Here is a 13,216-nt window from a genome sequence, read left to right on the forward strand (position 1 = left end):
AATGAGTTCAGTCCTTGTCCGGGCTGGAAGCCTTGCCGCCAAACGAGTAGGTCAAGCCAATCCAGATCGCACGCGGCGGCGCCGGCGTCATGAACTGCTGCGTCGCGAGCGTGTAGATGCTCGTGGTGCCCGACAGGCCGTACGTGGAGTAGCGCTTGTTGAACAGGTTGTTGATGTACGCCGAAATCTCGAGGTTCTTTGTCGGCTTGTAGTGCAAGTTCAGGTTGACGAGACCGTATCCGGCCACGACACCGTTCGGGTCGGCATTGCTTTCGTTGCCGTGCGCGATCTGCTTGCTGACCAGGATCACGTTCCCGCCCACCGACAGGCTCGGGCTGAATGCGTACGACGCCGCCAGCTTGAGCGTCTTAGCGGGAATGCCGGGAATCTTGTTGCCGCTGACCACGTTCTGCCCGCTGGCCGTGGTGAATGCCGATTTGTAGATCGCATCGACATAGCCAAAGTTGGCCGACAGGCTCAACTTGTCGATCTGCGTGCTCGCGCCCACCTCGAAACCACGCCGCTCCGTCTTGCCAACGTTGGCGAAGTAGCCGTACGTGTTCGACGTGGCAATGAACTGGATGTCGTTGCTCAACCGCGAGTCGTAGACCGACGCACTCCAGTAGGTGGACTTGCCCACCTTTCCGCGCCCGCCGAACTCGATGGTTTTGGCCACCACGGCCTTCAGGTCAGGGTCGCCATTGAAGCCGGTGGGCAGCGAACACGGGCTGTTTGGATCGGCGCACGAGAGCTCAATCGAGGTGGGGGCCCGCATCGATTCGCTGTAGCTGCCGAAGATGCCCTGACCTTTGCCGAGGTCGTAGTTGAACCCCAGCGCAGGGTTGAACCGCTGGTAGTGGTGTGAACCGGCAAGGCTGTTCGTTTCTGGCCCGGCCACCGCCCCCGCCGGAACGCCATTCGGGCTGGATGCGACACCCGACCCCGAGTTCGCATACCGATAAGCACCCAGGTAGTCGGGGTTGTAATACGAAGTGCCCGATATGCTGTCCGTCCAGGTGTAGCCGCCGTCTTCGTTCAGGAATTTGCGGTTTGCACCGCCCTGGTTGAGCGCCGTGTAGTTGAAGCTGCCGGACGCGGTCACGCTCAGCTTTTCCGTCACGCTGAACGTGTCGGTGAAGTACGCGCTGAAGTTGTTGACGTTGGACGCCAGGTTCACCGCCCCGATGACGTTGCTGCCAGTAAACGACGCGGGGTTCGATGCAGACGGTGCCAACCCATTGGCGGTGAAGCCGTATTCCTGATTGGGGATCACCACCGTCTGGTAGTTGATCAACCGGGCCAGGTAGGTGGTCTGGTCATAGGTAATGCGCGAATGGTCAAACGCGCCGCCCAGCGTGAACGCGTTCTTGTGCCCTGCCAGGTTGTCGAAATTCGACCACTGGAGGGACGAGCCCACCGTGTCTTCATGCGTGGCGGAATCGACGAGGCTGGTATTGATGGAACTGGTCCAGCGGCCATAGCCCAGCGCCAGCGCTTTGGCGCCGGTCACGGAGTTCACGGCCGTACCGTTCGGCGCCTTGTTCGCGCACTTGTAGTTGGTAATGCCGCCCGCCGTGGTCGTTGCCAGCGAGCCATCGTCGTTGAAGCAGCCGTCGTCCAGCTGCGCGTTGCTGTTGACGTTGTGCAGGTTGGCTTTGCGATAGTAGATGCTGCCGGCAAGCTGATTGTTGTCGTTCAGCCAATGGCTGCCTTTCAGGTTCAGCAGCGCCATCCGGTTCGAGATGGTGTCCGGCCAGGTATAGGCGGCACTGCGGTTCGACATCATGTCCGCCGGCAGCGACTGCGTACCGCTCAGCGATGAATCCGCCAGCGCCGCAGACAGCTCCAGTTGGGTCGCGCCTTCGTTGCCGCGCCACCGTACCTTGCCGAACAGTTGCTTGACCTCCGAACCGGAGTGGTCACGAAAGCCATCCTGCTTATCGAAGTTGCCGGCCGCGAAATAGTCGAGGTTGTGCGCCTCGTCAACACCGCCGGTCTCGAAGCTCACCGCCTTCCGGCCGAACGATCCGCCAAGCACGTCGATCGACGTTCCAGGGTAGTCCTTTCCATTCTTCGTATTGACGACGAGGGCCCCGCCCAGGGTGTTGAGCCCGAACATCGGGTTAGAGCCCGGCAGGATGTTGACGCTGGACATCGCGTTCATAGGAATGAGATCCCAGTTCACGATCGAACCGAACGGCTCGTTCATCCGCACACCGTCAAAGTAGACCGATACTCCGATCGGCACGCCCAGCAGCGAAGACACCTGGAACCCACGGTAGTTGATGTCGTTCTGGTACGGGTTGCCCGAGCCGTTGCTGACGCTGACCTGACCGAGGTTGTCGTTCAGCAGGTCAGCCAGGTTCGAACTGCGCTGCTCGCGCACATCCTTTGCGCTCACGCGCTGCGCATTGGCCGGAAACTGGGATAGCGGCACGCCGATGCTATCGATCGGGGTCGACCCGATGACCTGGGCCGTGGGCAATGCCACAGCGATGATCTGGTCCTCAGCCAATGCCGGCGAATGCAGCCCGGCAGCGGCGAGCGCCAACACCACGCCGCTTGCGCGGGGTGCGGCTTGGCACAGATGGCGAGTGCTTGAATGCACGGCGTGTCTCCCTGGTTTTTCTCTCTCGCCGTGCCCTGGGTGTGCAAGCGGGGCATCCCAAAGGAAAAGAAAGGCGTGGCGATGGCGATTCCCGATCAGGAATCAATGGCAACGGGTAGACACCTGCCGTCACGCGACAGCATGTGTGATTGGCGCATGGCCATGTCTCCTCTTCTCTTGTATTTGCCTGCGAGGTCTTTGCCTCGCAGGTCAGCAGCTGGCGCACGGGTGTCGATGACCGCGCGCCAGCTGTCCTGCTACACCATCAGAAGAAGCCCAGCGGCTTGGTGTCGTAGCTCACCAGCAGGTTCTTGGTCTGCTGGTAGTGGTCGAGCATCATCTTGTGGGTCTCGCGGCCCACGCCCGACTTCTTGTAGCCACCGAAGGCCGCGTGCGCCGGATACAGGTGGTAGCAGTTCGTCCACACACGCCCCGCCTTGATGGCGCGGCCCACGCGGTAGGCGCGGTTGATGTCGCGCGTCCACAGGCCGGCACCCAGGCCGAACTCCGTATCGTTGGCGATCTGCACGGCTTGCGCTTCGTCCTTGAAAGTCGTCACGGCAATCACCGGGCCGAAGATCTCTTCCTGGAACACGCGCATGCTGTTGTCGCCCTTGAGCAGCGTCGGCTTGATGTAGTAGCCCTTGGCCAGATTGCCGGGCAGCACTTCCACATCGCCGCCGACCAGGCATTCGGCGCCTTCTTCCTGCGCGATTTCCAGGTAGCTGCGGATCTTGTAGAACTGCTGCTCCGAGGCCTGTGCGCCGACCATGGTGTCGGTGTCCAGCGGGTCGCCGCGTTTGATGGCGGCCACCTTGGTCATCACGGCATCCATGAAGCGGCTGTAGATCGATTCCTGCACCAGCGCGCGCGACGGGCACGTGCACACTTCGCCCTGGTTGAAGAAGCCCAGCACCAGACCTTCAGCGGCTTTCTCGATGAAGCTCGGCTCGGCCTGCATGATGTCTTCGAAGTAGATGTTGGGCGATTTGCCGCCCAGTTCCACCGTCGACGGGATGATGTTGTCGGCTGCGCACTTCATGATGTGCGAGCCCACCGGCGTCGACCCCGTGAAGGCGATCTTGGCGATGCGCTTGCTGGTGGCCAGTGCCTCGCCAGCTTCCTTGCCGTAGCCGTGCACAACGTTCAGCACGCCGGCCGGCAGCAGGTCGCCGATGATTTCCAGCAGCACGCAAATGCCCAGCGGTGTCTGCTCAGCCGGCTTGAGCACGACGCAGTTGCCGGCGGCCAGCGCGGGTGCCAGCTTCCAGGCGGCCATCAGCAGCGGGAAGTTCCACGGGATGATCTGACCGACCACGCCCAGCGGCTCGTGGATGTGGTACGCCACGGTGAATTCGTTGATCTCCGCCGCCGAGCCTTCCTGCGCGCGGATGCAACCGGCGAAGTAGCGGAAGTGATCGGCCGCCAGCGGGATATCGGCGTTCAGCGTTTCGCGCACGGGCTTGCCGTTGTCCCACGTCTCGGTCACAGCCAGCAGCTCGAGGTTCTGCTCGATGCGGTCGGCAATCTTCAGCAGGATCAGTGAGCGGTCCTGCACCGAGGTGCGGCCCCAGGCATCGGCCGCAGCATGCGCGGCGTCGAGCGCGAGGTTGATGTCTTCAGCGGTCGAGCGAGGGAACTCGGCAATCGTCTCGCCCGTCACCGGGGTGGTGTTGGTGAAGTACTGGCCCTTGACCGGCGCAACAAATTCGCCGCCGATGAAGTTGCCGTAGCGCGACTTGAACGAAACGATGGCGCCGGGAGTGCCGGGGTGAGCGTAACGCATGGGTTGTCTCCTGATGTTTGCGTGATGACGTCAGCGTCGTGGTTTGCGCTGTGTCTGCCCGTCATCTGCAAAACCCGGGCCATGCCCTGCGACAGATGTTTCGCCTCTCCGGAATCGGGGGTTCTTACTCGTTTGTCCACCCGACTGCTCCAGAATGGAACACCGGGTGTTGCAAAGCTCAACGCCCCATCGCCTGAACACCCAATGCAGCCGCATGTGCGCACCCAGGGCGCATGGCATGACTTTCGCAATCCCAGCCGTTCATCCGAACCCTCAAGGCAAACGATGAGAACGGCTCCACTCCTTATCGCCGCCGCGCTGCTCCTTGTGTGTCAGTCCTGGCCGGTACGGGCTGATACGAACACCGACCCTGCAGGCTCACCGCTCTGGCCAATGATTCATCAGCAGATGTTCGGCGCCGCGCGGGCCACGTTCGACAACCGCATCAAGATCACCGGGCCCGCGTTTGCGGAAGATCCGATGCAGGTGCCCATTGCGTTTGACGCATCTGCGCTTGGCAAGGTCGAACGCGTTGTCGTCGTCGTGGATCGCAACCCGATCCGCAAGGTGCTGGAGTTCGAGCCGATGCGCTTGCGCCCGGCGCTGTCGTTCCGGTTCAAGCTGCAGGAGGCATCACCGGTGCGCGTAGCGGCACGCACGCAGGATGGCGTCTGGCATGTCGGCACCTTCGTGGTGGACGCCACCGGCGGCGGCTGCACACTGCCCGGCGCCACCCGCAAAGACGCCACCTGGAGCACCACGCTGAACCAGGTCGAGTCGCGCGTGTTTCCGGACTTCAACGGCGCGGGCAGCCGCATCCGCCTGCGCGTGATGCATCCGATGGACACGGGGTTGGTGGCAGGCATTCCCGCCTTCCATATCGAACAACTCGACCTGCTCGATGCACGGCGCCAGCCCATGCTTCGGCTGGCGCTGTACGAACCGGTGGCGGAGAACCCGATCTTCTCGTTCGATCTGGATGGCCCCGTTGAGCACGGCATCAGCGTGGCCGGCGTCGACAACAATGGCAACCGCATCCGCGCACAGGTGACACGATGAGCTGGCTGACCCAACGGTTGGGCATCCTGCTGTGTCTCGCGATGCTCGCGTCCATCGCACACGCCCAAGGCCTTGATTACCGCCTCGTGCCGCGCGCCGTGGCACCCGACATCTGGGTGCTCGAAGGTGCCAACGCGGATTTTTCCGCACGCAACGGCTGCAACATCATCAACACCGGCTTCATCGATACCGGCGACGGCGTGCTCGTCATCAATACGGGGCCGTCCGTGCTATACGGCGAGCAGCAGCGGCAGGCCATCCGCCAGGTCACATCCGCCCCCGTGCGCTGGGTGTTCAACCTGAACCTGCACCCCGACTACTTCTTCGGCAACCAGGCCTATGCGGATGTCGGCGCGCAGGCGCTGCCAGGCACGATCGCCGGCGCACAACGCGAGGGCGAAGCCTATGCGGACAACCTCTACCGCCTCTGTGGCGACTGGATGCGGAACACGGTATCGACGCCGCCCAGCCAGCCGTTGACGCCAGGTGAGCGCACCCTGGGCCGCCACCGCATCGACCTCATCCGGCTCGAAGGGCATACCGACGATGACCTCGTCCTGGTGGACCGGACGAGCGGTGTGGTCTTCGCCGGTGGCCTGGCGTTCCGTGATCGGATTCCCACCACGCCGCACGCCAACATTCCGCATTGGCTGGCAAGTCTCGATCAGCTGCAGAAGATCGTTGCCGAGAGCGGCGCGCGCATCCTGATCCCCAGCCACGGCCCGGCACTCAGTCAGGCAGACGCCATCGCACAGACGCGCCAGTACCTGCGCTGGTTGGATGCACGCATGCGGCATGCGGCGCAGGAGGGGCGCGATCTGGCCGAGGTCATCACGATGCCGGTGGACGCGCCCTATGCGCAGTGGGGCGGCGTGCCCGCGGAGTACGTGCGTAACGTCACCCGCTTCTATCCACGCTATGAGAACGCCGCGCTGGCGCCCTGACATGGCGCCAGACCCTGCCCGGCGACGCTGGATGCGCATGATGCTCGCAACCCTGATCCACCCGACGCCGAATGCCGTTGCAGCGCCCGCACGCGTCACGCTGCTGCGCCTGCAGGACGGCCTGTACGCCGCACGCGCCGACAACGCCGAAGCCTCAGGCGCCAACGCCGGAGAAGTCGTACCGACGCTGGTGCACGTCACGGGCAACGGCGTGCTGGTGGTCGACCCCGGCCCCCATGCGCGATGGGGCGATCGATTGATTGCCGCCATCCGGCACATCACCGCGGAGCCCATCCGCTGGGTGGTCAACACGCACGCGCATCCCGAGCACGTGCTGGCCAACGCAGTCTTCGCGCAACTGCAGCCGCGCCCCGCCTTTCTTGCGTCGGCTGCCACCGCCAGCCTGATGCGGCAGCGCTGTGAGACCTGTCTGGCCAGGTTGACCGCCATGCTGGGCGAGCGCGTCATGCGTGAGACGCAGATCGTGATTCCCGAGCCCGCACTGCGCGATGGCGATTGGCTGCACACCGGCAAGACAGCGTGGCAGGTGCACGTCTATGCAGCCGCGCACAGCGCATCAGACACGGTGCTGTACGCCCCGCAGCGGCGCGTGCTCTGCGTGGGCGGCCTGGCCTATCGGCAGCGCATTCCGGACCTGCAGGAAGGCTCGCTGGGGGGATGGCAACACGCATTGCGTGCGTTGATCCCACTGCCCGCCGGCATCGTCGTCGGCACCGCCATCGGCACCCCGGCGCAGATGCTCCAGCCCACGCTGTCCTATCTCGACATGCTGGATGGCGCGATCACCCAGGCCATCGAGTCCGGCGCAGACGCAGCCCGCGCGCTCGACTACGTGCCGGGCGATGGCTATCGCGACTGGCGCCACTTTCATCCTCGACACGCATTCAACGTGGCGCGTGCCTGGCGCGAGTTGGAAGACCGCTGGATGCAAAACGCGCCGTCAACCTGACAGCGTTGCGCGCTGCTCCATTGCTGAACAGACGCAGCACAGGTGTTGCGCCGACTGTCCCGCCACGCCACAGCACCCATCCAGCTCTCAGCACCCGCAAACGTTGCCCACCCGCTTGCAATGCGCCGCGAACGGCCGCATGCGCCTTGGTACGCGTATTGCAAAAGCCCCCGCCGGCGTTGAGCGCGCTTCGCGCAATTGGCGCCCATCCCAATGCGTCCGAGCCGAATCCTTAGACGCATCAGACAAAGACAATACGGAGACAACATGCAGAACACACGCTTTCGACAATGCGCCCTGGCGGCCCTTGCAACCGCCCTCGGCAGCGCAGCGGGTAGCGCTATCGCGCAATCGTCCGTCACGATCTACGGTACGGTCGACGCCGGCTTGCAATACCAGAACCGGAGCGCAGCCGGCGGCAGCATCACTGAGTTGCATTCGGGCGGCATCAGCCCAAGCATCTGGGGCCTCAAGGGCGTGGAAGACCTGGGCAGTGGCCTGAAGGCCAGCTTCAACCTCGAAGGCCATTTCAGCAGCGATACCGGCACGCTCACCACCGGCCCCGGCTTCAGTTCAGAGCTCTTCCGCCGTCAGGCGAACGTCGGCCTCAGCGGCAACTGGGGCGCGATTACGCTGGGTCGCCAGTACAGCCCGGCACTCATCGGTACGATCGGCACCGAAGCACGCGGCTTCAAGGAGCAGTTTTCGAACCTGTACGGCTGGGCCTACAACCAGCTCCCCGCGCCTGGCAACGCAATGGGCGCTGGCACAAACCCCGGCAACGATGTGGGCGTGTTCATCGGCAACGCCGTACAGTACGCCAACAACTTCGGCCCCGTGTGGCTGGGTGTCGCGTATTCGCTGGGTGAGACGGCAGGCAGCTTCAAGCGCGGCAATGAGCTCTCGCTGGGGGCGACCTATACGGGCCCGGTGACGATCGGCCTCGGCTATCAGTCCACGTCGGACAGCGGCACCGGCCAAACACTGAGCCGGCTGTGGAGCGCGGGCGTAGCGGTGCCGTTCGACGTCTTCACAGGCAGGGTGAACTACATCGGCGTCACCAACAATGCGCCCACCGGTGGACGCGTGTCCGAGGTCAAATCGCTCGGCGTGGGGCTTGATTACAAGTGGAGCGCCGCCAATACCGCCACACTGGCCGGCTACTACAGCAAATACGAAAGCAGCACGCACGACAGTTCCACCAAATCGGTCGTGCTGAGCAACGACTACGCGTTCTCCAAGCGCACCACGCTGTATGTGCAGTTGGTCTACGTGGACGCCGGTGCCGTGGGCACGGCGGATCCGCTCGAAAGCATCAAAACGTCGATTGTTGCCGGCGGCACCGCCCCCGGTGCGAAAACGGTGCTGGCTGGGGTTGGCCTGAAGCACGCATTCTGATCCGTTGAGCGCAAGCCCCCTCCTTCCGTGGCGGATGAGCGGGTCAGGAATGACCTTGCCTGAAGAAGAAGGAGGGGCGGCAAGCTGAAGGACACTGCTGCCGTCCGCAACGTACTGCAGCAGCCCGCTCAACCGCGTCCTTGCACACATCGGGCACCGTGCTGGGCAGCAACCCACTCCTCGTTGGTCGGCTCCACCGCCACGCGAATCCGGCTGGCCGAACTGGAGATGATGGCGGCATGCGCCTGGTTGGCCGCGTCATTCAAATCCGCGCCCAGATAGCCGAGCGCATGCACGACGCGCTCACGCAGCACGGCGTTGTGTTCGCCAATCCCCGCCGTGAAAACCAGCAAGTCCAAACCGCCCAGAACAGCCACCAGGGCGCCGATCTCACGGACGATGCGGCGCACATAGAGTGCCAGCGCCGCCCGCACGCGCGGATTGTCGGCTTCTTGCGCCAACAGGTCGCGCGGGTCAGATGACACTCCCGACACGCCGAGCAGACCGGATTCGTGATACAGCACATGCCCCACCTGCGCCGGAGAAAGATGCTCCGTCTCCATCAGGTAAAGCACCGCGCCTGGGTCCAACGCGCCGCAGCGTGTGCCCATCATCAGGCCGTCGAGTGCGGAAAACCCCATCGTGGTCGCCACGCTCTCCAGCCCGCGCATGGCACACAGGCTGGCACCGCTGCCAAGGTGCGCGACGATGGTCCGCCCACGGGCAATATCGCCATGTCGCTCGGGCAGGACGATCGACATGTACTCGTACGACAGCCCGTGAAAGCCGTAGCGCCGCAGTCCACGCTCCCACGCCGCATACGGTAGCGGCAGCATCATTTCAACTTGCGGCAGCGTGTGGTGGAACGCGGTATCAAAGCACGCGACCTGCGGTACCTCGGGCAGCTCTGACAGAAGCGCCTCGATAGCCTCCAGCGCAAACGGCTGGTGCAGCGGCGCAAGCGGGATGTAGCTGCGCAGATCAGCAAGCACCTCCGCATCCACGCGTACGGGTGCGAAGTACTTGGCGCCGCCGTGCACCACCCGGTGCGCCACGGCAACCAGACGCCGGTTGCCCAGCATGTGCTCGACACGCTGGCGAATGTGCAGCAGTGCAGCGTGATACGGCTGCGCGGTGTCGAGCTCCAAAGCCTGCGTTGGCGCCCCGGCTTCCGTCGCCGTGGGGTGAGCGGTGCCGATCCCTTCCACTTTCCCGCTCCACACGGGGGTACGGGGCAACGGCAGCTGCGTGACATCGAACAGCGCAAACTTGATGCTCGACGAGCCGCAGTTCAGTACGACGATGCAATCGGTCATGGCGGCAGGATGCGGTAACGGTGTGCCAGCAACGTGGCGATAGCACATGAGGCAATGCGCGATTCGCGCGAATCGGCACGGCTAGTCAATACGATGGGCACGCGGGCGCCGAGCACAATGCCAGCGCTGGCGGCTCCGCCCAGGTACTCCAACTGCTTGGCGAGCATGTTGCCGCTTTCCAAATCCGGCACCACCAGCACATCGGCCTGACCCGCCACCTCAGAAACAATGCCCTTGATACGTGCGGCAGCAGCCGATACTGCGTTGTCGAAAGCCAGTGGCCCGTCCAGCACGCCCCCTTCGATCTGGCCGCGGTCGGCCATCTTGCACAACGCCGCAGCGTCAAGCGTGGCAGGCATGTGCGGGTTCACCGTCTCGACGGCTGCTAGGATCGCCACGCGCGGTCGTGCCACGCCAATCGCATGCGCTAGGTCGATGGCATTGCGGATGATGTCGGCCTTCTGATCCAGGGTCGGTGCAATGTTGATGGCGGCATCCGTCACGATAAACGGGCGCGGATACGCTGGTGTCTGCATGACGAAGCAATGGCTGATCCGGCGCTTGGTGCGTAGCCCGGCTTCGGCACGCACCACGGCCGCCATCAGTTCATCGGTATGCAGGCTGCCTTTCATGAGCGCCTCGGCCTTGCCCTGCGTTACGAGCTCCACGGCGCGCGTGGCCGCGGCGCTGCTGTGCGGCACGTCTTCGATTTCCATGCCGCTCAGGTCAAGTCCGGCCTCAGCGGCGACGCGCATCAACTTATCGCGCGGTGCGACCAGGCACGGCACGATGAGCCCTTCTGCACGCGCATCCAGCGCGGCGGACAGGCTCAGCGCGTCGCACGGGTGCACGACCGCCATGCGGATCGCCCCCAGGGGCCGCACGTGGTCGAGCAGCCGGTGGATGCCATTGCCGCCGGTGGTGATGCGTACATCGGGCAGCGTGGTACGTGGCCGCTCGATCCGTTCGGTGGGCGCGATGACCTCGGCCTCCCCCGTGATGGCGACGGTGCCACTGTCGTTCGTACAGGTGCACGCCAGCTTGAGCCGTTTCTTGTCGTCGTCCTTGCTGGTCACCGTCACGCGGATGGTCAACGTATCGCCAATACGCACCGGCGCGTGGAACTGCAGCGTCTGCCCAAGGTAGACCGTGCCGGGTCCAGGCAGGCGCGTACCGAGCACGGCGGAGATCAACGCGCCTCCCAGCATGCCGTGGGCAATCACGCCATGAAAGCGCGTGGATGCTGCAAACTCAGGGTCCAGGTGCTGCGGGTTGACATCCCCCGACAGCACCGCAAAGAGCTGGATGTCCTCCGCTGTGAGCGTGCGCTGGATGGCGGCCGTTTCGCCAACGGCGATTTCGTCGAAGGTGCGATTGCGCACGACGCTCAGGTCGCCGCCCGGCAGTGATGCCGGCGGTGCCGGCAGATGATCGGGGCCCATGCGCGCTCCTCAGGAAGCCGTACGAAGTTGACCGTTACCCTTGCCGCGCGCGGGTGCCGCGCTTGGCGACACCGCTGCCGCACGGATGAACACATCGGCCGGCGCCCCCAACGACGACAGCATGCCCTGGAGCGCCGTATGCACCGGCATGGCATTGCCAGCCGCGCTCAGTGCCTGCACCAAAGCTTGCTGCCATTCCAGCATGGCGCGCTGGTAATCCGTGGCAAAGCTGGCTTGATTGGCCATGGCGGTCTGCATCACGCCCTGCAGCACATTCATTGCGCGCTGATTGGCCTGCCAGAAGGCGTTCGGCAGCCCTGTTGCCAATGCGCTCCAGTCTTCAACGCCTTGCAGATCGGTCAGCGCAGATTCTGTACGTGCGACGTCTTCGGCCAGCAATTCTGCACCCAGTGCATACCAGCGCTGGCGCGCCGTCTTGAGCAAGCCCAGCGTTTGCAGCCCGAGTGCGGCTTGCGCCTTGAAGAGCGCGAGAGGAAGGTTGGCAGGTGTGTCCATGTTGGCTCCTTAGGCCATCTCTTAGGCCATCTGGCTGATGGTTTTGCGAAAACGCGTCAATGATGCGACAAACAGTACGGCGCCGATTGCGCAGATGGCCAGGCACTGCGGCCACACCACGGACAATCCTGCGCCCCGATAAAGAATCGCTTGTGACGCCGATACGAAATGCGTGGTCGGCGCGGCCAGCATGATGTCCTGCACCAGTGCGGGCATGCTCTCGCGCGGGGTGGTACCGCCCGAGAGCAACTGCAGCGGCAGCAGTACCAGAACCAACAGCATGCCGAACTGCGGCATGGACCGGGCCACCGTAGCAAGGAAGATGCCCATGGAGGTGGTGGCAAACAGGTGCAGCGTCGCCACCAGCATGAACAGCAGAATGGAGCCTTCAACGGGCACATGCAGCGCGCCTTGCACCACGAACACCAGTGCCACCAGTGCAGCCAGCACCACCACCAACCCCATCGACCACACCTTGGCCGTCATGATCTCGAACGGCGTGACGGGCATCACCAGCAGGTGTTCGATGGTGCCGTGTTCCCGTTCACGGATGAGCGCGGCGCCCGTCAGGATGATCGACAGCATGGTCACGTTGTTGATGATCTCCATCAGCGAGCCGAACCACGTCTGTTCCAGGTTGGGGTTGAAGCGCGTGCGCAGCACCAGATCGACCGGCGCGGCAGGTGCGGCGCGGTGGCGCTGCAGGAACTCGTTCACCTCACCCGAGACGATCTGCTGGATGTAGCCGTTGCCAGTAAAGGCCTGGCTCATGCGGGTGGCGTCGATGTTGAGCTGGATGGCCGGTGCGCGCCCCGCCAGCACGTCGCGCTGGAAGTTGGGCGGGATGTCGAGCACAAAGGTGTAGCGCCCGCTGTCCATGCCGGCATCCATCTCGGTAAGCGGAATCAGCGCCGGTGTGCGGAAATGCGGCGGATAGAAACTCGCGACAATGCGCGCGGACAGCGGCGAGCTGTCTTCATCCACGATGGCGATCGAGGCGTTGTGCAGGCTCTCCGGCATGGCGGTGGCTGCCACGTAGATCGATAGCGTGAAGGTGTACGCGATCAGCACCAGCATCATCGGGTCGCGCACCAGGCTCCACAGCTCCTTGACGCCCAGGCGGAAGATGTTGCGCAGGCGGGCTGCGCGGCGATCGGTCGGATGGTCTGACATGGCG

At 64.0% G+C, this 13,216-nt stretch carries 10 protein-coding genes; 4 read left to right on the top strand and 6 right to left on the bottom strand.

Annotated features, from left to right (window positions below):
- Positions 1 to 7: 7 nt before the first annotated feature.
- Positions 8 to 2,608: a TonB-dependent receptor gene (locus V6657_RS25030; RefSeq protein WP_048932041.1), complete on the bottom strand. Its 2,601-nt coding sequence runs from the start codon at positions 2,606 to 2,608 to the stop codon at positions 8 to 10.
- Positions 2,609 to 2,873: 265 nt separating this feature from the next.
- Positions 2,874 to 4,394, bottom strand: coding sequence for an aldehyde dehydrogenase family protein (locus V6657_RS25035; protein ID WP_048932042.1), 1,521 nt, complete (start codon positions 4,392 to 4,394; stop codon positions 2,874 to 2,876).
- A 285-nt stretch (positions 4,395 to 4,679) separates the two neighbouring features.
- Between V6657_RS25035 and V6657_RS25040 the strand changes: the two genes are divergently transcribed.
- The 4 genes from V6657_RS25040 (at position 4,680) to V6657_RS25055 (ending at position 8,765) form a co-directional block, all read left to right on the top strand.
- Positions 4,680 to 5,453 carry a quinoprotein dehydrogenase-associated SoxYZ-like carrier gene (locus tag V6657_RS25040; protein ID WP_048932043.1) on the top strand — a complete coding sequence of 258 codons (774 nt, stop codon included), beginning with the start codon at positions 4,680 to 4,682 and terminating at the stop codon, positions 5,451 to 5,453.
- The gene (locus V6657_RS25045) at positions 5,450 to 6,397 is read left to right on the top strand and encodes a quinoprotein relay system zinc metallohydrolase 1 (RefSeq protein WP_048932044.1); all 948 of its coding nucleotides are present in this window, start codon (positions 5,450 to 5,452) and stop codon (positions 6,395 to 6,397) included. Before V6657_RS25040 ends, V6657_RS25045 begins: the two co-directional genes overlap by 4 nt.
- 31 nt (positions 6,398 to 6,428) lie before the next feature.
- Complete coding sequence (locus V6657_RS25050; protein ID WP_137884576.1) at positions 6,429 to 7,367, top strand: MBL fold metallo-hydrolase; 939 nt, start codon at positions 6,429 to 6,431, stop codon at positions 7,365 to 7,367.
- A gap of 267 nt (positions 7,368 to 7,634) precedes the next feature.
- Positions 7,635 to 8,765, top strand: coding sequence for a porin (locus tag V6657_RS25055; RefSeq protein ID WP_048932045.1), 1,131 nt, complete (start codon positions 7,635 to 7,637; stop codon positions 8,763 to 8,765).
- Between the two features lie 128 nt (positions 8,766 to 8,893).
- Here V6657_RS25055 and V6657_RS25060 read toward each other — a convergent pair whose 3' ends face one another.
- The 4 genes from V6657_RS25060 to V6657_RS25075 are packed head-to-tail and all read right to left on the bottom strand — an operon-like array spanning position 8,894 to position 13,212.
- Positions 8,894 to 10,081 (bottom strand): acetate/propionate family kinase, encoded by a 1,188-nt coding sequence (locus tag V6657_RS25060; RefSeq protein ID WP_048932046.1) that lies wholly within the window; start codon positions 10,079 to 10,081, stop codon positions 8,894 to 8,896.
- The gene (locus V6657_RS25065) at positions 10,078 to 11,523 is read right to left on the bottom strand and encodes a bifunctional enoyl-CoA hydratase/phosphate acetyltransferase (RefSeq protein WP_048932047.1); all 1,446 of its coding nucleotides are present in this window, start codon (positions 11,521 to 11,523) and stop codon (positions 10,078 to 10,080) included. Before V6657_RS25065 ends, V6657_RS25060 begins: the two co-directional genes overlap by 4 nt.
- Positions 11,524 to 11,532: 9 nt before the next feature.
- A complete protein-coding gene (locus V6657_RS25070; RefSeq protein WP_048932048.1) occupies positions 11,533 to 12,039 on the bottom strand; it encodes a hypothetical protein in 507 nt (168 codons plus the stop codon).
- Between the two features lie 21 nt (positions 12,040 to 12,060).
- Entirely contained in the window at positions 12,061 to 13,212 is a 1,152-nt protein-coding gene (locus tag V6657_RS25075) for an ABC transporter permease (protein ID WP_048932049.1), read from the bottom strand.
- Positions 13,213 to 13,216 lie beyond the last annotated feature (4 nt).

Origin of the sequence: Ralstonia sp. RRA (assembly GCF_037023145.1) — a bacterium.
Taxonomy (GTDB): Bacteria; Pseudomonadota; Gammaproteobacteria; order Burkholderiales; family Burkholderiaceae; genus Ralstonia.